Here is a 24,968-nt window from a genome sequence, read left to right as displayed (position 1 = left end):
AATTCATTATGAATATTATCTAACTTACATTTATGTTTTTTAGAAATCCTATTTAGTAGAATTAAAAGGTTATATGTTATTAGACTTTTTTCAAACTCATTTTGATCTTGTACATTAGTATGTTTAATTAGTATAACTGCTATTTTTTCAAATCGTTCTAGGCCTACGGAAATATTATATAAAAACTCAAATATCTCATCTTCGTAGTAAAAATTATTCAATGAATCAAAAGCTTTCAATCCACTAAAGATGAAACTACCCGCAATATCCAATTCCTTTCCCAAGCTGAAATTTTCCAAATAACCCTATTTCCCATTATCTTTGAATCATCTACTAAATAGATTATTTTCACTGCCTTTCGCCGATTTCTTATAACGTTTCTGCATTCACGACTCAGCGTATGCTGAGTGTCTGATGTATGCGAAGCCAAGGATGAATGTACGCAACGTGAATATGATGTTATCCGATTGATACTTTCTTCTTCGATTAATTATTCATTGACTTCATCATCACCGTATGGATTATAGATTTTAGCATTCAATATCTGCTCTCCGAAACCAATCAATGAATGAAATCGTTCTAACATTTTTGATTCAATCTTTATTGCTTTTACCTCCACTTTTATTTAGCATCTTTTAGATAACATTATTGTATTTACGACTCAATAATAGCACTGTTTTAATCCTTATATTATCATCTAATCCAATATTTAGGGTATTATTTTAATCAAAAAAAGGGCTTCCAGATGATATGCATCTAAAAGCCCTAACTCCTTCAGCACCGATCATTCTTCTTTAAAATAAAGTATACAATCCATCAACTCGGTGACCAGTTACCGTACCACGCATAACCCGTTCTTCTTTCCTGATCAATATCGCTCAATTTGTATTTCACAATACCATCACGTCCGATAAAGATAGGTTTGTTCGTATTCAATTCATAAAATCTTGCCCAGATCGGCTTGGTGACACTGGAATCATTTACTACGATCACATCGTTATTCTCTTTCACTACTTTGATCCCTACAATTTGTACAGCTTTGAACCAGTCTTCAGCCGCTTTGATCGAAGCTGCAATTTGTGAAGTAGAAGGTCTGGTTTTGAGGAATTTTACAATGGTTGCACTCTCTTTGGAACTCAGCGAAGGTACTTCATAGATACGTGCTGCGGCAGGCTTGAGGGTACTGGAATCATGTTGTTGTCCCCATACCGTCAATTTGCCTCCTGATGTGACTTGAGTTTTCAAGATGCAACTGACTCCTTTATCAACAGACTGTTTACTTTTACTAGCTAGATTGCTATCGATAAAGGTAAAGTCGCCTTTTTTATTGGCAACGTCGTCTAGCAAAATCATCACATTGATCATCGCATCGTCATTATATGTAATATGCGTATGATATCCCGAGCTCTGGTAGACTTGTGGCCATCCGCCATTCGCATACTGCATATTGATTAGAAAATTAATACCTTTGATCGCAGAAGCCGAATATTTGCTGTCTTTGGTTTTGGTGTATTCACTTGCCAGTCTGCGAATCTCGGTATATGTCGCTTTGTTATCGATCGTCGATTTTGACCATTCTCCACTGGCTTCTGCATAGTCTTTTTTCCAGCCACCATCGGCTTGTTGGTTTTTGATAATATCAGCCAGGCTTGCTGTAGTACCTGAAGCATCTGCCGCCATGATCGTGGTCGTAGGTTGTAATAGTACAACCGGTACAGACAACAACATGGTAAAAGCGAGCGCAATAGATATTCTGTTTTTCTTCATGTAGATAAATCTCCTTTTACATCCATTTTTTGATAACGCTTACAGTGATTAATAGCGAGTTTAGTCTATTTTTTTATTTTTGTAAATAATTTCCTTTTAATCTGATATTGGATATAAAAAAACAGATCAAAGCTATACTAGATAGCTTGATCTGTTGATTCATTTCTTATTATTTCTATTAGTAGAACGCAGTTAGCAAGATAGTTATTCGATCTTTGCCCCCAAAGAGCGTGCTACCAGAACAGCTTGTTCTCGATCCATACGGGTATTTTTGATCACCAATACTTTCAGATCTACACCTTCAAGATTAGCCCCTCGAAGGTCTGTTCCATGCAAGTTAGCTTTGATCAATACAGCACCCGTTAGATCACATTTTCTCAAGTCTGCTAGCGATAGATCAGCATTAGAGAAATCTGTTTCATAAAATTTGATATTTCGTAAATCTTGCTTTTTGAATATCGTATAACTCAAATTTGTATACGACCAATCGCCTCCATTGAGCGTGATCCCATCCATTTGAGCGCCGGCAAAGTCTGACCCGGTCATTTTACAAGAGTTAAATTTAGCGACAAACAGATTAGCACCGGTAAATGAGCAATTTTCAAAAGCCGATTCTGTATGGATCGACCCGTTCAAAGTGGCTCCTTTAAAATCACACTCGATAAAACGACAGTAACTGGTTTCTATTTCATCCATAGATACATTCATAAAGGTACATTTTTTAAAAGTACAACTTACCAATTCTCCGTACCGCAAATCTCGTCCATCAAATTCTACTGCATCATATTCTTGATCTTTATATTGGTACACAATAGACCTCCAAAATAAATAAAATCATTTAAGCAAATCTATTTTAATATACCATATAGGTGTCAAGTCCCCGCTTAAATCGTTTTGAAAGTCAATTCTTTTTTTAGAAAAGGTTATTTTGATTGCTTCTGCTAGTCATTTAGGCTACTTTTAATAGATATGACTTGTATCATATCGATGTATTTTTCACAATTCAATTACTAAGTGTTCTAAAATTGTTCACATTTAAATGACATTATTATTAACGAAGTCAAGTTACAGAATTCACCTACTATAAACAGTGATATAATTACTACATTATATAGTATAAAATTTTAATTATATAGAAATGGGTAGATAATAATGATGAATAATAGTGCGCAGTCTAACATTACAGTGGAGTACAGTTCAATACCAAAAGCTTTTTTTGATACAATTAAAGTCGGTATTATAAAATCTAATCTGATTGCTGTTATTGCTGGTCTATGTATGGCACTTTATGTATTTAATGAATCCGTCTGGGGACAGATTGTACCAATTATTCTCGCTATGGTGGGTTCGACTTTGATTATCGCTTCCGCAGGAGCATTTAATAACTTGTATGATCGGGATATCGACGCGATTATGGAACGAACCCGAACCCGTCCGACAGTTACCGGTCAAGTAGATACCAAAGTAGGTTTGATTATCGGTTTTACGATGACAATTTTGGGTGCTATTGTATTGTATATGGCTACGCCAATGGCGGCTGTATTCGGTATCTTGGGACTTTTTCTTTATGTTGTCCCTTATACCATGTGGACCAAACGTACAACTGTGTATAACACTGAAGTGGGTAGCCTGTCAGGAGCGGTTCCTCCATTAATCGGTTGGTGTGCGATTTCACAAGATTTAGGGCATTTCGAAATTTGGGCACTTGTCGTAACAATGTTACTATGGCAGATGCCGCATTTCTATGGTATTGCGATTCGCAGATTTGATGAATACAAAGCAGCAAGCGTGCCTATGCTTCCGATTGTTAAAGGAATCAAACGTACGTATATTCAGACCAATGTATATATCGTGTTACTGTTGTTCTCAAGTTTCTTATTCTGGACATTAAGTCCTTATGTCACACTCGTATCATTTGTTGTTACACTGGCATGGTTGATTCTAAGTGTATCTACATTTAAAAAATACGAAAACAAAAAATGGTCACACAAAATGTTTATCTTCTCGATCAATCATATTACAATCATTTTCTTAATGATTATTGCGTACTGTTTGATCGCTTAAACTAGACAATTGTTCTAATGATTTGAGCTATTATCGACTCTCTCTGTTATAGAGAAATAGATAATAGCTTTTTTTATTTTTGCATTAGAGAAACTTTTTTTCCTTACGTGAGTTTAACCTTTTAAGTGGGTAAAACCGAATATACATAAGTGAGCACTATTCTAACCGGAAAGAAGATGAGATAACGATGAACCGAAATCAACGAAATGTATGGATAACGATAGCTTTTGCGATGATAATGAGCTTTTTTATTCTCTTCCCTTCGACGACTCAAGCTGCTTCTACACAAATCATGCTAGATAATCAACCTGTGGAAGGTGCTGGCGATGTCATGATCACGAATCAGACAACGATGGTTCCTATTCGAGTGATCTCTGAAAAATTAGGCTACAAAGTAAAATGGAAACAATCCGATCAACTTATCACGATCTCTAACACTGCTGCCACGATCAAGCTAACGGTAGGTCAATCTAAAGCAGATGCTACCAGTGGTGATGTTGTATTAGAACAGGCTCCATTTATGAAATCCAATACGACCTATGTGCCTTTACGCTTTGTAGGAACGCAGATGGGATTGAAAGTAAAATGGGACAATACATCCAAAACAGTCTTTTTGGAAAAAGTATCTGCTGGCCCGGATACCAATAACGGTTCTATCCCTGATCCTAACAATACAACGATCGAAGGTATTAGTTATAGCGATAATCGCTTAATGATTTCGTCTAGTGGTCAAGTCAAGCCCGTCGACTCGGTACTGACGAATCCGAATCGGATCGTTATTGATTTCCCGAGTACAGCTTTTGGTAAAGGATTCTTGCAAGGAACCGAATTAAAACAAGGGGAAATTGGAACGATCCCTGTTACTGGATCAGCAGATGTAAAGCAGATTCGTTACTCTGTATTCAGTAGCCAGCCTGCTCAAGTGCGTATTGTGATTGATCTGAATCAAAGTAAAACGTACAAATTGTATCAGCAAAATGATCTAACATTTGTCGATCTAAATACAAGTGCAACTACCAAACCTGTTGGTTCTAATGGCAAAAAAGTAGTTATTATCGATCCAGGACATGGAGATACTGATTCCGGCGGTATCGGAGCTACAGGTGTACTTGAAAAAAATGTAGTGCTTAATGTAGGTAATAAAGTAGCTGCTTTGCTCAAAAAGGAACCTAAAATCGATCTGATTATGACACGTACGGATGATACATTTATTCCATTAGACAGTCGGGTCAAAATTGCTGAAGATGCTAATGCCGATGTATTCTTATCGATTCATGGTAATGCTGCTCCTAACAAAGATGCTAGTGGAACCGAAACCTTCTATGCCGATACCAAGCGAAGCAAATTGTTATCTGATATTATTCAAAAACATGTACTTGCAGCTACCGGCTTTAAAGATCGCAATTCCAAGCAAGCCAACTATCTGGTAATTCGCAAAACAACAATGCCAGCAGCATTGCTTGAAATTGGATTTTTGACCAACAAAACAGAAGAAGCGATTATGGTACAAGATGAATTTCAAAATAAAGTAGCTGAAGCGATCGTTGCAGGGCTTAAAGAATATTTGAATATCAAATAAGTTGTATCGTTAAAATATACGATCCCTATTCATACTCATGGAGGGACAAACTATGTTCAGAAAAAGTAGTGTGATGGTATTAGTATTAATCTGTATAGTCGTTCTCAGTATAGGTTCTGTATGGGCGGCTGATCGTAAGACTACATCTGTAGCGCAACCCCAACCTTTAGTGCTCGGCTATTATACAGACGCATCGCCAGAAACGTTTACCAAATATCATAGCTATATGAATCAAATGTCCACTGATACGCTAAATATAGATGCAAAAGGCAATCTGGTTGGAAGTATTCCTAAACAAGCTGTTCAGCAAGCTAACAAATGGAATATACAAACCTTTGCACTTGTTTCTAACTATGGTGAAACCGATTGGGATCCTAAAGCGGCTCATCAAGTATTAACAAATCAAGCAGCAAGCAAAAAACTAATTGCTGGTCTTTTACAAACGGTCAAACAAAATCAGTATAGCGGAGTTAATTTGGATTTTGAATCTCTTGTTCCAGAAGATCGTGATGCACTCAGTGCCTTTGTACGTGATACAGCGAAAGTAATGAAAGCGAATGGATTCAAAACGATGGTGTCAGTGCCTGCCAAAGATCAAGATGATCCAGAAGACGGATGGTCGGGTGCGTATGATTATCAGGCTATTGGTAAAGCAGCCGACTTGCTACAGGTGATGACCTATGATGAACATGGCGTATGGAGCGAACCTGGTTCTTCTGCTGGGAAACCCTGGATTGAATCTTCGCTTGCTTTTGCGGTAAAACAAGTCCCTTCATCTAAAATATTAATGGGACTACCTGCATACGGAAATGACTGGAATGTTACGCAAACTCAAGCATCACATAATGATGCTAATGTGATGCTTCCCTGGAAAAAAACCACTACACTCCTGGCAAAAAAACATATTGCAGGTAAACGGGATCAGGCTTCTGGTTCTATGATTGCCCGCTATACCGACAACAATGGCGATCAGCATCAAGTATGGTATGAAGATAAAGTAAGTATCACGCAGAAAACAAAGCTTGTTCAAAAATATCAACTCGCTGGTGTATCAATGTATGCGATCGGTATGGAAGATGAGCAATTCTGGCAAGCAGTACAAGCAGGTCTGGTGAAGTCAAACAAAAATATGTAAAACCAAAAAAGCGTTCTTCACTAGAAATGAAGAACGCTTTTTTTGATATCAATTTTGAGCTTATGTTATACATATCATTCTATGATTAGCAATAATCATAATGTTAAATCAGTATCTTTAGATCAATGTTGTTAACGATTCAGGTGTGAAATTGTGTAATTCTTCGGTACGATTTTCACGTATTTTGATCGCCCAATCAGGATCACTAATCAGCGCACGTCCTACAGCGACCAGATCGAACTCATTAGCTTCTAGACGTTCTAATAAACCATTGATATCTTTTTTTTCTGATCCTGTTCCTTCACTGTATAGCGTTGTAAAATCACTGTCTAATCCTACAGAACCGACAGTGATTGTTGGCTTGCCTGTTAACTTCTTCACCCATCCTGCTAGACTAAGGTCTGATCCTTCAAAAGCAGGCTCCCAGAAGCGGCGTGTCGAGCAGTCAAAGATATCGACACCTGCTTCAACCAACACATCTAGAAATTGACCCAGTTGTTCAGGTGTATCGAATAGTTTGGCTTGATAATCACTCATTTTCCACTGAGACAAACGAATCGCTATCGGATAGTCTTCGCCTACTTCAGCCCGTACACGTTGAATAATTTCGACAGCGAATTGAGCACGCTTGATAAAATCTCCACCGTAGCGATCGGTACGCTGATTGGTTTTCTCCCAGAAAAATTGGTCGATCAAAAAACCATGTGCTCCATGAATCTCTATACCATCAAATCCAAGCTTTTGCGCTTGTACAGCGGCATCGACAAAGTCTTGAATAACATCGTCTATCTCTTGTTGAGTCATCGGTTCAGTAACAAGGTTACCTTCTAGATCAAGCCCGGATGGAGCGATAGATGGTGCTTCAGGATGTGGTAAAGAACCGGCTGGACGAGCAATCCCCATATGACCGAATTGAGGGAATATCTTTCCGCCTGCTTCATGTACCTGACGTACTACTTCCGTCCATCCTTGTAGAGCTTCTTCTCCATAAAAATTAGGGATATTAGGTTCACTGATCACCGCAGGATGATCGATATTTGTACTTTCTGTAATGATAAGCCCGACTCCCTTTTCAGCCCGGCGACGGTAATAAGCAGCTACATCTTCTCCAGGTACCCCATTGATCGAGAACAGACGACCCATAGGTGCCATCACGATTCGAGTAGGTAGGGTTAGTTTACCTAGTGTATATGGTTGAAATAAAGCTTCTGTTGAATAAGTTTGTTGTTGTTGATTGTTCAAAATAGCACCTCCTGATTGGTATACATCGATCCTATCAAGCTTTGATAGGCTCTACAACCAACAATGTTTGCGTTATTTTGCTTAAGCAACAGATCATCCATATTGTTGTTTATCTTTCTAATTACTTGTTGCCACAATAGACTACGTTTATAATAACAATAAACAACAACTGAATCGAAAGTGGTGTATACTGATGGCAAGTATTCTTTCTCCTAATCCCAATGATCCACGTGTGATTCGTACAAGACAGTTGATTTTGGACTCCTTTTTACAACAGCTTCACAGTATGGACTTTGATACCATAACGATTAGTGATATTACCAAACAAGCTACTATTAATCGGGCAACCTTTTATGCTCATTTTCCAGATAAATATGCACTACTGGAAACGATGCTATCGGATACTTTTTTGCAATTGGTTATTCGTAAAGTAGACAGTCATATTAATTTGACAGAAGAAATGATTTACGAGCTAGTTATGGCTTTATGTGAATACCACGATTCAAGTATGACATGTATCAAAAAATACGATTCTGTATCTGCGATCATGGAGGAAAATATCAGGACCCAGCTAGAGAAATTTATACTCCAATTAATTACGCAAGAACACGCTCATGCAGATCAAAACACATTAACAACGGCGGCTACGATGATCAGTTGGGCAATATATGGAGCGGCTTATCAATGGAAAAAAAATAATCAGCAACAATCTCCATCTGATCTGGCTGAACGTGTAGTTCCAATTGTGATGGGCGGACTTCATATATTACATTCAACGCAAAAAGGCTGATAGGATGATCAGCCTTTAAGTTATAACGTATTCTTTTATAAGGTGTTCATAAATCCGATGATACGATTGGCTAATCGTTCATGCCCTTTTTGATTAGGGTGTAGTCCGTCAGGTATACCGTTTTCTCCTGTAAAATACATATTTTTGTGAACTTCTAGTAGAGGCTGAATCCCTGCTGTATTCCATAGGTCGCAACAAGGAAAAGAATAGAGCGAAGCGACTTCCCGTATAGCTTGAACATAATCGCTATACATTTTACCTGTTGTTCTGTTCGGTAAATATTCAGGTACCATATCGCTTGATCCATGAGGTGGAGTCAAAAAGATAATTAAGCGATCAGGATAATATTGAATAAGTCCCTCAGCAATATGTTTTAAAGCCCCATAAAAAGTATGTGTATCGTCAGCAGAAGTATTTATATCTCCAAATTCATTTTCTACTGATGAGAAATCATTTCGACCTCCCATAAAAAAGATGATATCTGCGTGTTTATTCATATGTTGATATCGTTCACACATCGGTTCCCATCCGCCACTAGATACACTGCTTCCAGAAATTCCGTGATTTTCATAAGAACTCAAACCTAAGCTTTTGCTAACTAAAGCAGGATATGCTTGTTCTCCTTCTTTTAATTCATAACCAAATGTAATACTATCTCCTAAAAAAACAGCTGTTTGATTCTGATATAATGCACACATATATGTAGCTCCTTTCTTTTGTATACCGATTACTAATATAGCAAAGGTATTTATAAGAAAGATAGCTTACTAGACATTTGAAAAAAAATTCTATAATAAAGAGCTTTGTTATAAAGGAAATAAATAAGCAAATGGATCATCGGGTGTAGCGTTCTTCTTGTCTATATCTGGGACTTTATCTGTTGCTGCATAACTAGCACCGAGTAAAATGACAATACGTAATAATATCCATAGAATTAATCCTGAAATGAGTAACATAATACTCCCTTCTTTCTATTTTGATTGTCTTTTTTGGATTTCCATATTAACAGATTCAGAGCTTAACAGCATCGCTACTATAAAGATCAGCACGACAATAGGAAATAACTGAATACTCCACTGTGAAGCTAAAACACCAAAAAGCGGTGGTAAAAAGGTTGTTCCTGTATAAGCAACTGCCATCTGGTAACCAATCAGTTGAGCAGAATTGATTTTACCGAAGCGATGTGGTGTTTCATGGATTAAGCCTGGATACACCGGCGCAAAGCCTATACCGATCAAAATCAAACCGATCATACTCGCGATATCAGGTAAAGGAAGTAACATCATCACTCCTCCACTCACTGCGATGATCTGACCTGCCAGAATCAAAATACGATTATTGACTTTTAACGTAATAAAGCCTGTAATCAATCGACCTACAGTAATTCCACCATAATATAAAGACACCCACAAAGCGGCTGTTTCAGCAGTCATTGACTTGGCACCTACAAGATAACTAGCACCCCATAAGCCAACGGTTGATTCTACTCCACAATAGAATAGAAAAGCGATTAAGGTCATCTTCACACCTTTGATACGGATCGGATGAACTTTTTTGGAATTCGTATTTGTAGACGTATCCGTTGTTGATAGGTCTGATGGATCAGATATGTCGCTAGGTTCGGCTTTGGATTGTTGAAGCATCGATACCTTTTTCCAGAGAGGTAATGTAACCAGTAGAATCAGAACCAATCCCCATTGAATCATAGATACGGTCGAATAGCCTTCACGCCAAGATCCATGTTTGGCAATAAAATAAGACATAATAATAGGCCCTGTCATTGCACCTACTCCCCAGAAACAGTGCAACCAGCTCATATGATGAGCTTTGTAATGATTAGCTACATAATGGTTAAGCCCAGCGTCTACAGCTCCTGCACCAAGCCCTAATGGAATCGCTAATAGAACCAACCATAATAATGAAGGTGCAAATGAAAATCCTAGCAGAGCACTAGCCGTTAACGCACAGCTAAATAATGTAAGTTGACCGGTTCCCCATTTCTGAATAATCGTTCCACTCGCTAGACTGGATACAATTGTACCTGCGGCAATAATCATAGATATAAGACCCGCCGATTCAAGAGAAGCCCCAATTTGCGGATACATCACTGGCCATGCTGAACCAAGTAATGCATCTGGAATGCCTAGACTGATAAAAGCAAGATAAATAACAATCAAAAACCAAGTCGCCATCACAATATAACTCCTTCATATTCACTATTTATAACAAAATAAATATACTTAATAAAGATTATTTATTAAGTATGCAATACAGAGCATCGACTGTCAATATGATTCTACATTGTATATAAAAAATACTCTCATTGGGTAATGAGAGCACTTAAATATTAGGAATATGCGACAAAAAAGGTTCTAAAGCTTTGAGCGTTAACCATTTCATTCCTATTTCAAAGTCATCATGGAATGAATCTAGAAAAATCAGTTCAGGATACGAAGGCATAGAGCGCTTCAATTGATAAGTTTCCCAATAAGGATGCCACTCTGCTTCCCCAATATAACTCTGGTACATAATTATTTGTTGCGGTGCTAGAATCGCATTGGTCGTCTGTACCAACTGACACAGCGTTTCAATAAATGTTTCTTTGCTCAGATCGCTTTCCCAATCAATCTCAATCGGCAGAAACTTGATCTCTCCTGCCATGCCTTGTTTCCCCTTGATTAATTGTCCATTCAGATGAATACCCATACCGGGACAATATTTTTCTGGAAAATACATGCCTACTATACATTGGTCTTGTGGTGAATCATGTTTAACATAATAGCCGGTAATCGCGGCATTGATATCATTCTCCAAAACAACAGGAATCCCAAAATGAGATTGGATATCTTCACTCATTCGTACCCCTTGCAAATTAGGATGACTACTCACAATGATCTGTCCGTCGACCGCTTGACCGGGAATACCTACTCCAATTACTTTAATAGCAGGATAACGAGCAAGATAATAGTCAATCATTTCATAAAAGCTTGTACGCTCAAAGATCGGCATATGATATTCTTGTTTTTCCAAAATATCTTCACGTAAATTGATAACGCTGGCTGAAATAGTATCTTTGCCTTGCTTCACATTCATATAGATCACTAATGCCATACTGAAATCATAATTATAACGATAGGTCAAAGCAGGTCGTCCACCGTTAGAAGGAATCATTTTGTCTTCCGCAATCTCACCTTGCTCTACTAAATCTTTTATGAGCGAGTTGATCGTCACTACACTCAATTGAGTCAATTCAGCGATTTGCGGTTTGGTGCCTACTTCGATATCTTTCATCACCCGGCGTACATTGCTTAGATTGATTTCTTTGATTAAATGCGTACTTATTTTTTTCATAATAGCCTTTCCTAATACATAATAAATAGGGTTTATTTAGTATGTGTGAAATCCTATCTACTTGTCAAGAAAAGGCATTATATCGACTATAGATGAAGTATTTGAATATCAATATTAGCTTTATATGCTATATTCCATTATTGATAGTACAGAGCAGATAAGATCAGCCTGTCGTGAGACCATACATTTTACAAGCTTCTTCTAATCCACCGACAAAATAAGTCTCTGAAGTGGTGAACGCCCATTCGCCATCGATTTTGCGGAATTGACCTAATACTAATGTGTCGCATACGGCACTCGGCATATATTCAAAGGTATGGTACAAATTTAATTCATTATCAATCGTTAATTCGACTTTTTGCTTGTACGCATCCAGTGAACCGACAATAACAATCTTCTCACAATAATCTGGTAAGCTCGATAGATCGATATACATCATTTTTTCCCATGCGGTATCATTGATCAATCGTATACACCCACTCGGATGATCTGTCTGATTATAGAAAATAAGATCTTCATCACTTTGACATTGATCCAATCCATTGACTAAAAAAGCAGAAATATCGATATCAATCTCATCTTCTGCATCCTTTTTAGAAAGTTTGAGTTTGAGCTCGTTTTCATCGGAAACACCGATACGCGAGCGTAAACGATCTTCGACTTTGGCTAACTGCATTTTGTCCCATATCTCTACATCTAATTGTTCTGCTAATTGCAGTGCAGCACGACTAAAATAGTTTGTGGCTACCACCATATATTTATCACAATTGTACATACGTGCCCCGGCATAGACTTCTTGTACCGCTTTGATTGGTACTACATTGCTAAAGCACTTTAACTGCACTGCCTTACGCACTCCACCTTTGATAGCGATAAGGTCTACACCGTAATCAGGTGCATACGGATCGCTAGTAGGCACTTCCACCTCATAACCCAATTTAGTAAATAAATCCTGCATATGATACTCAAACGTTTTACCATTTAGAGCGATATCTTCTAAAACTTCAGCCGTAAAATTATACGTATCGGTTAGATCAGGGATACCATAGTTCGCTCCGATTTTCTCCATCCCTGCATTATATCCGTTACCAATCGCATTAAAGCGCCATTCTTGTTTGTAATAATATAATGCTCCTAATTCCAGAGCTGTATTAGAAGCACAGGTCTCCATATCAATCTGAAAACGAATCAGTTCTCGATTATCATAAGTCAGCACACGAATATACAATTGTTCAGGTGTACCGTCAGGCATAACAAGTGTAAATAAAATCTTGTCTTGTCCTGCTTGTTCTATAGCGGATAAATTAACGGTATATTGCTCCATATCTTCTGTCGGTAATTCTCGACCATCTACATGAGTCATACCAATCGTTGATTTGTTACCGAAAAAAGCGATATTTTCTGCATCAGCCAATTGATTATTGGTAAGCAACATCGCCGCGCTTAGACATTCTCCTTCTACTGTTTTCCAACCAATTCCTACTTTTAGATTGGTTTGTTCCACTGTAGACTTGGAGCCTTTGATCACATGTTGTGAATCGGCAGTATTTTCAATCTGACTGATTCGTACTCGTCCATGCATCGGTAGATCCGTTTTGTTAATATACTGGGCGAATTTATTCAGCAATTTGCGATACAATACAGACGTAGCTAGACTGGATATTTTGGGAATATGGGTAAGTATAATATTTTTAGGTGGCTTGGTAGCACAGCGTAATGGCGATCCTTTGATCGATACAAAATTCCAGAACATATGCGGCGCATTCATCGATTGAATCACTCGCGTATAGGGTGTAACTTCTTCATCGGTGAACCAGATAATATGAGTTAACTCGCTGGTATGAAATAGTTCTGCGAATAAATCTATTTTTTCTCCGCGTAAAGAGTCTTTACCGTAAATCTGTGTTTTCATATATTGAGAAGCGGTATGCTCTGTAAAATCAGGCAATTGATAAAAAGATCCTTCAATCTGTGCAACGATTTGAATATCACCAAACATCGACAATGGAGAAAGCTTGGTCAATACCGATTGCATATTGTTACGTTTCATATATCGTTGTAATCCATCGGCGGTATTGATAATAAATATGTACCTCATTTTGGAACCATCTACATCCTGGCGGTTAAGGTAAGACTGATACGATGCTCTATAGTTAGTCGTCGAACTCATGTAAAAACTCCTTTAGTGAAAAGATAGAAAAAAAGATAGAAACGATATTATTGTGATTTAATAATCATTTATATTATTTCTAACTTTACCTCTTTTTTCCTAAGAAGGAAATGAAATATTTCATGATGATTAGTATATGACCGTTTGAGTCTAATATAATAAGGAGAGCGATATTGTAGGAGGAAAAAAGAATGACATCATTGATATGGAAAACGACGGTAACGTGGGATGAATCATTATGGCAAAAGATTCAGCCGATTTATGAAGAAGCATTTCCACATGGAGCCAAGCCTAAACGAATTTTGCGAACGATGCTTGAACAAAAAAATTCGTTTATTCATACTTTATTTGATCAAGAACAGGCTATTGCTATGGCGATTACAGGTCTGGTTGGTTCTTCTTCTGAATCGATATTAATTATTGATTATATGGCTGTACATGAGGACTGTCGGGATCAAGGTATAGGCTTATCTTTTTTGGAGCAAATTAAACAGTGGGCTATTGATGAGCATGGTATAGCTGCTATTGTTATCGAAGTGGAAGCAGAAGATACTCCGCTGAATCGAAGCCGGTTATTATTTTGGGAAAAGTGCGGGTTTATAGCCACTTCTTATGTCCATCAATATATTTGGGTTCCAGAACCTTATCGTGCGATGGTATTGCCGTTACAGTCTGATTTTGCTGTTCAAGATCAAGGAGAGTCGCTATTTCGTTATATTACTTCTTTCCATGAAAAAGCCTACCGTAAAAGGTAGGCTTAATTTATACATAATCGATAAGCATGATACTGAATAATTGATAGACGTGATATTAAATATCAATTTCATATAACTGTTTTACTTCAATGTATAAATAGTTATATCGTTCATCAGTTACACGCCAATGACTTTATTATAGCGCAGGAGCGGTGAATGAACGTCCGGCAAATTCTGTATCCATCATATAGAAAGCATTGCTATCTTGCTCAATACGACGTAACTTTTGAATTAGATTATCGAACAATGCCTCTTCTTCTACTTGCTCATCGATAAACCATTTTAAGAAATAAATCGTTGCATGTTCACGTTCGTTAAGAGCCAAGTCTGCCAGATGATAGAATTTCTCTGTATTTCTTTTCTCATGAGCATATCCATGTTCAAATACATCAAGCATAGATGTATATTCATTTGTAGGCTCTGGCATAGCTTTCAGTGTAGCACGATAGCCACGATCATTTAGAAATTTGTAGATTTTCATCGCATGAAAACGTTCTTCTTCTGCTTGTACAATAAAGAAATTCGCAAATCCATCCAAACTTTCTCCTGAACAGTAAGCTGCCATCGCCATATACGTATGTGCAGAATAAAATTCAAAATTCATTTGTTCATTTAGTGCATGTACTAATTCACTAGCCATGATCCGAACACCTCAACTTCTATGTAATATAGATGGATTATAACACACAATTGACGCACTAATTTTGAATATCCAGTGACTACAAATTGTGACGAAATATAGTGTGTTAAGTATGTTCGTGATAAGTAGTAGTAATATCTACATGAAAGTAACGCATAAAAAAACAGGATCATTTATACCAAAAGAGGCAAATGATCCTGTTTAGAAAGTTGGTAGTTTACGATTGATTATTAACGATTAGCTGACTGAAGCTCTCTTGGATGTTCTACTGTATGTTCAGAATACGTAGCTGGCGAGCTTGGCAGTGCTGGCTCTTCTTTCAAAGAAAAAAGTGCTTTTACTTCATTCAGACATAGCTTGAACGAGTTACCGATTTCTTTGGTATTTTGTCCTGCACCTTTAATCGTAGCCATCGCTACTTTTAGATCGGCTGACTTTTGCCCTGCTTGCTCTTTAATGCGATCTACATTTTTCTTTACACCATCGACATCTTTTTTGACATCATCTAGTGTTAATTTGATCTGGTCTGCTGTGCTTTTGCACTTATCGATACTTTTTTTTATATCTTTAATCGGGTTACCCATAGGAACGCCTCCTTGTGTCTTTCTTGATTTTCTCATACTCTCTATTACCCAAAATCACCAACTTAACGTAAAAGATTACTTTTTGCTAGATCAATGATTTCATCGCCACGTCCATTTAGGATAGCTTTCATACTCCAAACTGTAAATCCTTCTGCTTGTTTGAGTGTGATTTTCGGCGGCATCGATAGTTCTTGACGGTTAATGACTACATCCAATAATACAGGCCCATCGTGAGCAAGCATACGTTCAATAGCAGAAGGGAGATCTGCTGGATCTTCTACTCGAATCCCCATAATACCTAGTGCATTCGCTACAGCCGCAAAGTCAGGATTCACAAGTGAAGTACCTGTTTCAAGGAAACCGGCTGCTTTCATTTCCAATTCAACGAATCCTAATGCTCCATTGTTAAATACAACCGTTTTGATAGGCAATTGATGTTGTTTTAACGTTAATAGATCACCCATCAACATCGATAACCCGCCATCGCCTGACAAAGAGATCACCTGACGCTCTCTAGCAGTGGATTGTGCTCCAATCGCTTGTGGAAGAGCATTAGCCATTGTCCCATGATTAAATGAGCCTAGAAGACGACGTTGACCGTTCATTTGTAAATAACGAGCTGCCCATACCGTCGGTGTTCCCACATCTGCTGTAAAGATTGCATCGGTGGACGCTGCATCGCTTAATAATTTCATCAAATATTGTGGATGAATCGGAGTATGCCCTGGTTTGCCAACAGCTAATTCATCTAATCCTTCACGTACTTTTGTATAACGATCTACACATTTCTGCAAATGATTTGAATCATGTTCTGTTGTAAGTAAAGGTAATAATTGTTCTATCGTATGTTTGACATCTCCGCAAAGTCCATAGTTCACATTGGTACGTCTTCCGATATGAGAAGGATCGATATCGACTTGCAAAATAATCGCTTTTTCAGGGTAGAATTGACGATACGGGAAATCGGTACCTAACATTAGCAGTACATCACAATCCATCATCGTATGATAACCGGATGAATACCCAATTAATCCAGACAAACCTGCAAAATAAGGATTGTTATACTCTAAATGTTCTTTCCCTCTAAGTGCTGTTACCATTGGAGATTGTAGACGCTCTGCTAATTGCATTACTTCTGCATGAGCACCTTTACAACCTGCACCACATAGTAGACTGATTTTTTTGCCTTCATTTAAGTAAGTAGCTAGCTTTTGCAATTCATCTGCTGAAGGATGCACAACTGGACGAGTCACATGACCAGGAATTTCAGATGCAGGATGTTTGCCTGCTTCTAAAGCAGCAATATCCCCTGGTAAAATAATAACAGCTACAGTCGATTGAGCAATCGCTGTCTGAATAGCCATATTAATGGTACGTGGCATTTGTTTTTCCGTCATAATCGTTTCGCAGAAAGAACTACATTCCTGAAAGATCTGCTCGGGATGAGTTGCTTGAAAATAGCTACTGCCAATCTCATCACTTGGAATATGAGCAGCGATAGCAAGCACAGGTACACGATTACGATAACAATCATACAATCCATTAATCAAATGCAGATTTCCCGGGCCACTACTTCCTGCACATACCGCAATACTACCTTCTAATTCAGCTTCTGCACCTGCGGCAAAAGCAGCCACTTCTTCATGACGAACATGAATCCATTCAATTTTGCCAGATCGACGTACAGAGTCCATGATTGCATTTAATGAATCACCTACGATTCCATAAATGCGTTTAACACCTGAATTAATTAATGATTCTACCACTGAATCTGCAATATTCTTTTTCATACACAGTCACCTTCTCATTTCCTATAGTCTATTTTTTATTTGATTTTTCGACATAATTCATTCTTTACCCGCAGACTATACTTTTTCAAACAATATGTAAATATATACAAAAACCCTTCACCATATAAATAGGTAAAGGGCTCTTATCAATAGAGATTTTATACTACGATATCCAATGATTATCGATCGAAATAGTATCTATAACCATCGTAATCAAAATAGATAGTGATAAAATCTTAATCTTCAAACTCTACATTGTGATACACCTGTTGTACATCTTCCAAATCTTCCAGTGCATCAATCAATTTCTCAAATTGTGCATATGTTGCTTCATCAGGAAGAGTTAGGTAATTCTGTGGCAACATCGTTAATTCAGCAACTGTAAATTCGGTTACACCTGCTTCTTTGAACGCTTCTTGCACTGCATGGAATTGATCCGGTTCAGCATAAACGATCACCGCTTCATCTTCTTCAAGAATATCGCGAGCATCTACATCCGCTTCCATCAGAATTTCCAAGACTTCATCAGCCGTTTTACCGGTTACTCCGATAACTGCTGTCGAATCGAACATGTAAGCTACAGAACCAGCTACACCCATATTACCGCCATTTTTGTTAAAAGCAGAACGAACTTCTGGTGCAGTACGATTTACGTTATTCGTTAACGCATCTACAATAATCATCGAACCGTTTGGACCAAAGCCTTCATAACGAAGTTCAGCATATTGCTCATCACCGCTACCTTTTGCTTTTTCCAGTGCGCGATCGATAATCGCTTTAGGTACGTTATATGTTTTTGCGCGTTCTACAACGACTTTCAATGCACGGTTAGATTCTGGATCTGGATCGCCTTTTTTTGCAGCTACATAAATTTCAACTCCAAATTTAGCATAAACACGACTTGTGTTAGCATCTTTTGAAGCTTTTTTCTCTTTAATATTATTCCATTTACGGCCCATAGTTATCCCGCTCTCTTTCTAATATTAAATCTATATAATCAATCAGTGTCTAATTATACTCGTAAAAAGATGCGTGAACAAGGTCATTCCTGCTGTTTCTGTTCATTTCGGTTCATCATAATGGACATCACGTCACTTTCAACTATCAAAAAAGGATATTTATGTACCTTGAATTAAGCACAATTTACAATGATCCACCTGTTTTGAATTTGCGAATATTGACGATAATATTATAGATCGTTCCTACAATATAGACAGCAAGCAATACATAAGCGATCAGATTGGCTACAGGAGACTTGATATAGATCAATAAATAAAGAGCAACAAAAAGAAATTCAGTATTGATAAAAACAAACAATAACTTTTTAGCGATCTCTTCCGGTGTGAAAGCAAGAACACTATTGTCCGGTTCAACGACTGTTCCACTTTGCTTGCGTTTGTTGCTGAGATTCATCCAGCGTATACCTGTTAGGATGATCCCTATAGCAATGACACCAATCACAATCAATAAAGCAATCTCTAGATTGTTCATTTGATTCTCCTTTGAAGTAAATAAAAAGTAGTCTATTGATCTTTTTCCAAATATGGATAGACTTCGTTTTACATTATACAATAACTTTTATATCAATATATACATTTAAAAATAAACAACAAAAAAGAGTGCATGTAAGCACTCTTTTGCAATAGATCATCTTTATTTATCATCTTAAAATACTTTTGTTGTCCAATCTTCACAATTCCACGTTTCTGTTACGATATCACGATAAAATTCAGGTTCATGCGAGATCATCAAGATACTACCTTTATACGCTTGAAGGGCACGTTTAAGCTCGTCTTTGGCATCAACATCCAAATGATTCGTCGGCTCATCGAGTACTAGAATATTGGTGTCACGATTGATCAATTTACACAGACGTACTTTTGCTTTTTCGCCACCGCTGAGTACAGCGATTTTACTTTCGATATGTTTGGTCGTTAGACCACATTTCGCTAATGCAGCACGAACTTCAAATTGGGAATACGAAGGGAACTCTTTCCAAATCTCTTCGATGCAAGAATTGTAGTTGTCGCCTTTCATTTCTTGTTCAAAGTACCCAATTTGTTGATGTTCTCCACGTTGTACTGTACCTGAGATCGCTTGAATTTCACCCAAAATACTGCGTAGCAATGTTGTTTTACCGATACCGTTCGCACCGACTAAAGCGATTTTTTGACCACGTTCCATTTTGAGATCGAGTGGTCTGGACAATGGCTCATCATAACCGATAATCAATTGATTGGTTTCAAAAATCAATTTACCTGCGGTACGACCGACTTTGAAGTTAAATTGCGGTTTCGGACGTTCTTGCGCAAGCTCGATCACATCCATTTTATCCAACTTTTTCTGACGGGACATCGCCATATTACGAGTCGCTACACTTGCTTTGTTACGCGCTACAAAGTCTTTCAATTGTGAAATCTCTTGTTGTTGACGTTTGAAAGCAGATTCGAGCTGTTGTTTTTTCATATCATAGACTTCTTGGAAATAATCATAATCGCCAACATAACGGCTTAATTCTTGATTTTCCATATGGTAAATAATATTAATTACGCTATTCAGGAATGGAATATCATGCGAGATCAGAATAAACGCATTCTCATAATCAAGCAAATAACGTTTCAACCATTCAATATGCACTTCATCCAGATAGTTGGTCGGCTCATCCAGCAAAAGAATATCTGGCTTTTCAAGTAGCAACTTGGCAAGCAAGACTTTGGTACGTTGACCACCACTAAGATCATTAACGTCTTTATCCAGACCAATATCGGTCAATCCCAGACCACGCGCAGTCTCATCGACTTTGGCATCGATCAAGTAGAAATCTTGATTCGTTAATGTGTCTTGAATTGTACCTACTTGCTCTAGCAATTCTTCTAATTCTTCAGGAGTCACATCTCCCATTTTGCCGTACATATCATTCATTTCTTGCTCCATATCAAGCAAGTATTGGAAAGCTCCTTTGAGTACATCACGAATACTCATACCTTTATCAAGCACAGCATGTTGATCCAAATAACCGACACGTACCCGTTTCGACCATTCTACTTTACCTTCGTCCGGCTGTAATTTGCCTGTCACGATATTCATAAAAGTAGATTTACCTTCACCGTTCGCTCCGATTAAGCCAATATGCTCGCCTTTTAACAGACGAAACGATACATCTTTAAAAATAGCACGATCGCCAAATCCGTGACTTAACTTCTCTACATTCAATATACTCATGGTTGATATAACACCTTTTCTATTAGACTTTTTTCCTCGTTTTATTATAGGGGGAAATCGCTAACAACTCAACGTTATAATTGAGGATATTTTATAATGGAAATACACAAAAAAATCCTTTACAGCATCAAAGGCACTGTAAAGGATTTGGATACAATCATTTAAATTGTAGCTGAGACACTAAGCATTACGCATGAAATTGCATACCATCTAACACTTCTGCTACATATCCTGCACGAATTACAAAATCACCGAAATGCTCGCCAGCGATCCGTTCTTTGGCATATTGGTTCACCATTGGACGTAATGAATTCAAAATCTCTTCTTCGCCAATGTTTTCTTTGTATAGCTTGTTTAGACGATGCCCTGTAAAGCTACCGCCTAGATACATATTATATTTACCCGGTGCTTTACCAATAAATGAAATCTCTGCAAGTGCTGGACGTGCACATCCATTCGGACAACCGGTCATACGAATCACGATATCTTCATCACGCAGACCTGCTTCTTCTAAGATCGGTTCAATCTTGTCGATCAACTCAGGTAAATAACGCTCTGCTTCTGCCATCGCCATTCCGCAAGTCGGTAACGATACACAAGCCATCGAATTACGACGAAGAGCAGAATAATGAGCACCAGCGGTTAATTGATGACGCTCGATCAATTCTTCAATCTTTTTCTTTTTACGACTGCTTACATTACCGATAATTAGATTTTGATTCGCTGTTAAGCGGAAGTCTCCATCATGAATTTTGGCAATTTCACGCAAACCTGTCATCAACTGATAATCACCATCATCCATAATCCGTCCATTTTGGATAAATAACGTCAGGTGAGATTTGCCGTTGCTTCCTTTCACCCAACCGTAACGATCTCCATTATGGTCAAAATGGAACGGACGCGCACTCTGCAACTGCCAGCCCAGACGTTCGTGTAATTCATCCACGAACCACTGTAGTCCGCGATCATCTATTGTGTATTTGAAGCGAGCATGCTTACGCACCGCACGATCACCATGATCACGTTGAATCGTTACTGTTTTTTCAGCTACATCAATCATTTGTTCTGGTGTACAGAATCCGATTACTTTAGACACTTGCGGATAGGTTTTGTCGTCTCCATGTGTCATGCCCATACCGCCACCAACCGAAACGTTGAATCCGAGCAATACATCATTTTCGACCACAGCGATAAAGCCTAAATCTTGTGAAAATACATCGACATCATTAGAAGGTGGAACCGCAATCCCAATCTTGAACTTACGTGGCAAATAGACTGCACCATAGATTGGTTCTGGTTCTACCTCATTGCTGTCAATAATCTTTTCTTCATCTAACCAGATTTCGTGATACGCTCTTGTCTTCGGATCTAAATGTTCACTGACTTTGCAAGCCCACTCATACACTTGAGCATGTACATCTGATTGATATGGGTTCGGATTACACATTACGTTACGATTAACGTCTCCACAAGCTGCAAGGGTACTGAGTAACGATTCATTGACTTCACGAATCGTGTTTTTGAGATTCCATTTCAATACACCATGCAACTGAAACGATTGACGGGTCGTTAAGCGAATTGTATCATTGCCGTATTTATGAGAAATGCTATCCATCATCAGCCATTGTGCAGGAGTGACTACACCACCGGAAGCACGCACACGTAGCATAAACTGATAAGCTGGTTCTAACTTTTGCTTATTACGTTCTGTACGTAGATCACGATCATCTTGCATATAACTCCCATGATGCTTCATTAGACGGTTATCATCTTCTGGAATTGAACCGGTAATCGGATCTTTCAACGTTTCTTCTAAGCTACCTCGTAAATAATTACTATTGCGCTTGATATCCTCAACATCGCTATGTGCTCGATCATGTGGAGGATACGGTTTTTCTTTTTCTAGATTCCCCATCTGACTGTCTCCTCTCGATATCTACAGAATGATTAGCGTTCAACCGTTTGGAACCTTGAACGTTTAATATACATCCCGTTGATAACGTTTTTCCTGTTGCATACGTGTTAAATATTCTGTCGCTTCTTCAGGGCTTAATTGACCTTCTTGAGCGATAATTTGTTCCAATGTTAAATGGACATCGTTCGCCATCTGTTTCTCGTCACCGCATACATAGATAGCCGCACCTTCTTGAAGCCATTCAAACAACTCTTTACTGCGTTCTAACATACGATGCTGTACATATACTTTCTCAGCCGTATCGCGTGAAAAAGCAACATCCATTCGTGTTAGTACACCATCTTTAAGCCAGCGTTGCCATTCAGTCTGATACAAGAAATCGGTAGCAAAATGCTGATCTCCATAGAACAACCAAGATTTACCGGAAGCGCCTGTTTCTTCACGTTCGCCAACAAATGCTCTAAACGGAGCGACTCCTGTACCCGGCCCAATCATAATAATCGGTGTATCTGGATTCTCTGGCAGACGGAAGTTATCATTATGTTGAATATAGACAGGTAACGTGTCACCTGCTTCTAGACGTTCTGCTAAATGTACAGAACACACGCCATATCGTTCACGACCTCGTGCTTCATAACGCACTGCCCGCACCGTCACATGAACTTCTTCTGGAAAAGCTTGCGGACTACTTGCAATCGAATACAATCGTGCAGGAATTTTACGTAATACAGAAGTGAAATCTTGTGCAGATACCCCTACAAATGAATGATCTTGTATTAGATCTAGCAGATCGATGCCACTGATATAAGCACGAAGGTCTTGTTCACGACCGGGTGAGACTAATGCTTTTAACTCATCACTTGAAGATAGTTCGGCTAATTGCTGTACAATTGGTTTCGTGACAGTTGTAATCTCGTAATGATGAAGCAAAGCTTCATGCAGAGAAGCCTGATCTCCATGCTTGCTGATCGTAACGATATCATCGCCTTTCCAGTTCATCGCCGAGATGATATCGCTCACCAGTTGCGGATGGTTCTGTGGATACACACCCAGACTATCGCCAGGTTGATATTCCAAATGAGAACCTTCTAATGAAAGCTCAATATGGCGGGTTTCCCGACTGGAACCGCGTCCGTTAAGATTTAAGTTTTCTAGCACTTCTGCTTGAAACGGATTTGTGCGTGTATATTCAGACTCTACTGCAACTGCACTAGCTGTCCCAGAAGGATTGATAGCTACTGCACTGCTAGATGTATCCGACGATTGAGTCAAAGCTGTCAGTACATCGTTCATCCATGCTGTCGCCGGTTCTTCAAAATCCACATCGCAATCCACTCGCGGTACAAGGCGTTCTGCACCCAGTTCTTCTAAGCGTTTATCGAAATCTTTCCCTGTCTGGCAAAAGAATTCATAAGATGTATCACCCAATCCAAGCACTGCAAAGCGTGCATGATCTAATTGAGGTGCTCGTTTGCTATGCACAAATTCAAAAAAAGGAATCGCATTATCCGGTGGATCGCCTTCTCCTTGTGTACTCACCACGATCAGCAAGTTTTCTACTTTTTTCAATTGATTAGGCTTAAAATCACCCATCGATGAAAGTGTAATTTGAAAACCTTGCTCTTCTAATTTTTTTGCCATTTTTTTGGCTAAGCCATTACTATTACCGGTCTGTGATCCAAAAAGGATTGTAACGTCTTTGGATAGTGTAACTGTTTCTTGTACATTGCTTGTTTCTACTGGCGCAGCAACAGCAGTTACTGTTGTCGGACCTGCCGCTGATTCAGGCAATGCTGCAATATATCCACTAAGCCAAATCCGTTGTGTTGTATTGAGTGTAGGCAGAAGACGATTAAGCAGATCGACCTGCTCTTGATTAAAAGGACTATTCATCACTTGAAGTTCCAACAATATCCACCCCATCTGTAGCATCCTGCGATACTAATTCCTAGTATTGTGATCAG

Annotated in this window: 21 protein-coding genes; 5 read left to right on the top strand and 16 right to left on the bottom strand. The window is 38.4% G+C overall.

Annotated elements, in window-relative coordinates; translation table 11 throughout:
• Window positions 1-816 precede the first annotated feature (816 nt).
• On the bottom strand, window positions 817-1,767 hold the full coding sequence (gene pelA / locus ACFSGI_RS10560) for a pectate lyase (protein WP_204824095.1): 951 nt from the start codon (window positions 1,765-1,767) through the stop codon (window positions 817-819).
• A gap of 204 nt (window positions 1,768-1,971) precedes the next feature.
• Entirely contained in the window at window positions 1,972-2,577 is a 606-nt protein-coding gene (locus ACFSGI_RS10555; protein WP_204824094.1) for a pentapeptide repeat-containing protein, read from the bottom strand.
• A gap of 342 nt (window positions 2,578-2,919) precedes the next feature.
• Here ACFSGI_RS10555 and cyoE point away from each other — a divergent pair, with 342 nt between their 5' ends.
• From cyoE to ACFSGI_RS10540, 3 genes are all read left to right on the top strand, one after another.
• Window positions 2,920-3,831, top strand: a complete 912-nt coding sequence (gene cyoE, locus ACFSGI_RS10550; RefSeq protein WP_379283151.1) for a heme o synthase — start codon at window positions 2,920-2,922, stop codon at window positions 3,829-3,831.
• 187 nt (window positions 3,832-4,018) lie between these two features.
• A complete protein-coding gene (locus ACFSGI_RS10545) occupies window positions 4,019-5,410 on the top strand; it encodes an N-acetylmuramoyl-L-alanine amidase (RefSeq protein WP_204824093.1) in 1,392 nt (463 codons plus the stop codon).
• A gap of 52 nt (window positions 5,411-5,462) precedes the next feature.
• On the top strand, window positions 5,463-6,545 hold the full coding sequence (locus ACFSGI_RS10540; protein ID WP_204824092.1) for a glycosyl hydrolase family 18 protein: 1,083 nt from the start codon (window positions 5,463-5,465) through the stop codon (window positions 6,543-6,545).
• 117 nt (window positions 6,546-6,662) lie between these two features.
• Here the strand turns inward: ACFSGI_RS10540 and ACFSGI_RS10535 are convergent, their stop codons facing one another.
• Window positions 6,663-7,787, bottom strand: a complete 1,125-nt coding sequence (locus ACFSGI_RS10535; RefSeq protein WP_204824091.1) for an NADH:flavin oxidoreductase — start codon at window positions 7,785-7,787, stop codon at window positions 6,663-6,665.
• Between the two features lie 193 nt (window positions 7,788-7,980).
• On the opposite strand from ACFSGI_RS10535, the gene ACFSGI_RS10530 reads away from it, so the two are divergent.
• The gene (locus tag ACFSGI_RS10530; protein ID WP_204824090.1) at window positions 7,981-8,577 is read left to right on the top strand and encodes a TetR/AcrR family transcriptional regulator; all 597 of its coding nucleotides are present in this window, start codon (window positions 7,981-7,983) and stop codon (window positions 8,575-8,577) included.
• 35 nt (window positions 8,578-8,612) lie between these two features.
• Here ACFSGI_RS10530 and ACFSGI_RS10525 read toward each other — a convergent pair whose 3' ends face one another.
• From ACFSGI_RS10525 to ACFSGI_RS10505, 5 genes are all read right to left on the bottom strand, one after another.
• On the bottom strand, window positions 8,613-9,275 hold the full coding sequence (locus ACFSGI_RS10525) for an SGNH/GDSL hydrolase family protein (protein ID WP_204824089.1): 663 nt from the start codon (window positions 9,273-9,275) through the stop codon (window positions 8,613-8,615).
• A gap of 108 nt (window positions 9,276-9,383) precedes the next feature.
• Window positions 9,384-9,533, bottom strand: a complete 150-nt coding sequence (locus ACFSGI_RS10520; protein WP_204824088.1) for a hypothetical protein — start codon at window positions 9,531-9,533, stop codon at window positions 9,384-9,386.
• 15 nt (window positions 9,534-9,548) lie between these two features.
• Window positions 9,549-10,769, bottom strand: a complete 1,221-nt coding sequence (locus tag ACFSGI_RS10515; RefSeq protein ID WP_204824087.1) for an MFS transporter — start codon at window positions 10,767-10,769, stop codon at window positions 9,549-9,551.
• 148 nt (window positions 10,770-10,917) lie between these two features.
• Window positions 10,918-11,928 carry an ROK family protein gene (locus ACFSGI_RS10510; protein WP_204824086.1) on the bottom strand — a complete coding sequence of 337 codons (1,011 nt, stop codon included), beginning with the start codon at window positions 11,926-11,928 and terminating at the stop codon, window positions 10,918-10,920.
• Between the two features lie 163 nt (window positions 11,929-12,091).
• A complete protein-coding gene (locus tag ACFSGI_RS10505) occupies window positions 12,092-14,098 on the bottom strand; it encodes a TerD family protein (RefSeq protein WP_204824085.1) in 2,007 nt (668 codons plus the stop codon).
• Between the two features lie 191 nt (window positions 14,099-14,289).
• On the opposite strand from ACFSGI_RS10505, the gene ACFSGI_RS10500 reads away from it, so the two are divergent.
• A complete protein-coding gene (locus ACFSGI_RS10500; protein ID WP_204824084.1) occupies window positions 14,290-14,853 on the top strand; it encodes a GNAT family N-acetyltransferase in 564 nt (187 codons plus the stop codon).
• A 136-nt stretch (window positions 14,854-14,989) separates the two neighbouring features.
• Here the strand turns inward: ACFSGI_RS10500 and ACFSGI_RS10495 are convergent, their stop codons facing one another.
• From ACFSGI_RS10495 to ACFSGI_RS10460, 8 genes are all read right to left on the bottom strand, one after another.
• Complete coding sequence (locus ACFSGI_RS10495) at window positions 14,990-15,493, bottom strand: ferritin (protein WP_204824083.1); 504 nt, start codon at window positions 15,491-15,493, stop codon at window positions 14,990-14,992.
• A 230-nt stretch (window positions 15,494-15,723) separates the two neighbouring features.
• On the bottom strand, window positions 15,724-16,077 hold the full coding sequence (locus ACFSGI_RS10490; RefSeq protein WP_204824082.1) for a DUF948 domain-containing protein: 354 nt from the start codon (window positions 16,075-16,077) through the stop codon (window positions 15,724-15,726).
• Window positions 16,078-16,139: 62 nt separating this feature from the next.
• Window positions 16,140-17,867 carry a ubiquinone-dependent pyruvate dehydrogenase gene (gene poxB, locus ACFSGI_RS10485; RefSeq protein ID WP_204824081.1) on the bottom strand — a complete coding sequence of 576 codons (1,728 nt, stop codon included), beginning with the start codon at window positions 17,865-17,867 and terminating at the stop codon, window positions 16,140-16,142.
• Between the two features lie 236 nt (window positions 17,868-18,103).
• On the bottom strand, window positions 18,104-18,826 hold the full coding sequence (locus tag ACFSGI_RS10480; RefSeq protein WP_204824080.1) for a YebC/PmpR family DNA-binding transcriptional regulator: 723 nt from the start codon (window positions 18,824-18,826) through the stop codon (window positions 18,104-18,106).
• A 184-nt stretch (window positions 18,827-19,010) separates the two neighbouring features.
• Complete coding sequence (locus ACFSGI_RS10475; protein ID WP_204824079.1) at window positions 19,011-19,358, bottom strand: hypothetical protein; 348 nt, start codon at window positions 19,356-19,358, stop codon at window positions 19,011-19,013.
• Between the two features lie 174 nt (window positions 19,359-19,532).
• Complete coding sequence (gene abc-f, locus ACFSGI_RS10470; RefSeq protein WP_204824078.1) at window positions 19,533-21,089, bottom strand: ribosomal protection-like ABC-F family protein; 1,557 nt, start codon at window positions 21,087-21,089, stop codon at window positions 19,533-19,535.
• 187 nt (window positions 21,090-21,276) lie between these two features.
• Complete coding sequence (gene cysI / locus ACFSGI_RS10465; RefSeq protein WP_204824077.1) at window positions 21,277-23,004, bottom strand: assimilatory sulfite reductase (NADPH) hemoprotein subunit; 1,728 nt, start codon at window positions 23,002-23,004, stop codon at window positions 21,277-21,279.
• Window positions 23,005-23,067: 63 nt separating this feature from the next.
• Window positions 23,068-24,912: an assimilatory sulfite reductase (NADPH) flavoprotein subunit gene (locus tag ACFSGI_RS10460; protein ID WP_204824985.1), complete on the bottom strand. Its 1,845-nt coding sequence runs from the start codon at window positions 24,910-24,912 to the stop codon at window positions 23,068-23,070.
• Window positions 24,913-24,968: the final 56 nt, after the last annotated feature.

The organism is Paenibacillus nicotianae (genome assembly GCF_042681745.1).
In the GTDB taxonomy this organism is placed as follows: Bacteria; Bacillota; Bacilli; order Paenibacillales; family Paenibacillaceae; genus Saccharibacillus; species Saccharibacillus nicotianae.
Note: the sequence above shows the minus strand (reverse complement) of the source record. Positions and strands in the feature narration are given on the sequence as shown.

Excerpts from the sequence above, each read along its gene's own strand:
- cyoE (WP_379283151.1), top strand. The coding sequence starts at position 2,920 with ATGATGAATAATAGTGCGCAGTCTAACATTACAGTGGAGTACAGTTCA.
- ACFSGI_RS10505 (WP_204824085.1), bottom strand. The coding sequence starts at position 14,098 with ATGAGTTCGACGACTAACTATAGAGCATCGTATCAGTCTTACCTTAAC.
- ACFSGI_RS10490 (WP_204824082.1), bottom strand. The coding sequence starts at position 16,077 with ATGGGTAACCCGATTAAAGATATAAAAAAAAGTATCGATAAGTGCAAA.
- ACFSGI_RS10540 (WP_204824092.1), top strand. The coding sequence starts at position 5,463 with ATGTTCAGAAAAAGTAGTGTGATGGTATTAGTATTAATCTGTATAGTC.
- ACFSGI_RS10520 (WP_204824088.1), bottom strand. The coding sequence starts at position 9,533 with ATGTTACTCATTTCAGGATTAATTCTATGGATATTATTACGTATTGTC.
- ACFSGI_RS10495 (WP_204824083.1), bottom strand. The coding sequence starts at position 15,493 with ATGGCTAGTGAATTAGTACATGCACTAAATGAACAAATGAATTTTGAA.
- ACFSGI_RS10545 (WP_204824093.1), top strand. The coding sequence starts at position 4,019 with ATGAACCGAAATCAACGAAATGTATGGATAACGATAGCTTTTGCGATG.
- ACFSGI_RS10525 (WP_204824089.1), bottom strand. The coding sequence starts at position 9,275 with ATGTGTGCATTATATCAGAATCAAACAGCTGTTTTTTTAGGAGATAGT.
- pelA (WP_204824095.1), bottom strand. The coding sequence starts at position 1,767 with ATGAAGAAAAACAGAATATCTATTGCGCTCGCTTTTACCATGTTGTTG.
- cysI (WP_204824077.1), bottom strand. The coding sequence starts at position 23,004 with ATGGGGAATCTAGAAAAAGAAAAACCGTATCCTCCACATGATCGAGCA.
- ACFSGI_RS10480 (WP_204824080.1), bottom strand. The coding sequence starts at position 18,826 with ATGGGCCGTAAATGGAATAATATTAAAGAGAAAAAAGCTTCAAAAGAT.
- ACFSGI_RS10510 (WP_204824086.1), bottom strand. The coding sequence starts at position 11,928 with ATGAAAAAAATAAGTACGCATTTAATCAAAGAAATCAATCTAAGCAAT.
- ACFSGI_RS10475 (WP_204824079.1), bottom strand. The coding sequence starts at position 19,358 with ATGAACAATCTAGAGATTGCTTTATTGATTGTGATTGGTGTCATTGCT.
- ACFSGI_RS10515 (WP_204824087.1), bottom strand. The coding sequence starts at position 10,769 with ATGGCGACTTGGTTTTTGATTGTTATTTATCTTGCTTTTATCAGTCTA.
- ACFSGI_RS10530 (WP_204824090.1), top strand. The coding sequence starts at position 7,981 with ATGGCAAGTATTCTTTCTCCTAATCCCAATGATCCACGTGTGATTCGT.
- ACFSGI_RS10500 (WP_204824084.1), top strand. The coding sequence starts at position 14,290 with ATGACATCATTGATATGGAAAACGACGGTAACGTGGGATGAATCATTA.
- poxB (WP_204824081.1), bottom strand. The coding sequence starts at position 17,867 with ATGAAAAAGAATATTGCAGATTCAGTGGTAGAATCATTAATTAATTCA.
- abc-f (WP_204824078.1), bottom strand. The coding sequence starts at position 21,089 with ATGAGTATATTGAATGTAGAGAAGTTAAGTCACGGATTTGGCGATCGT.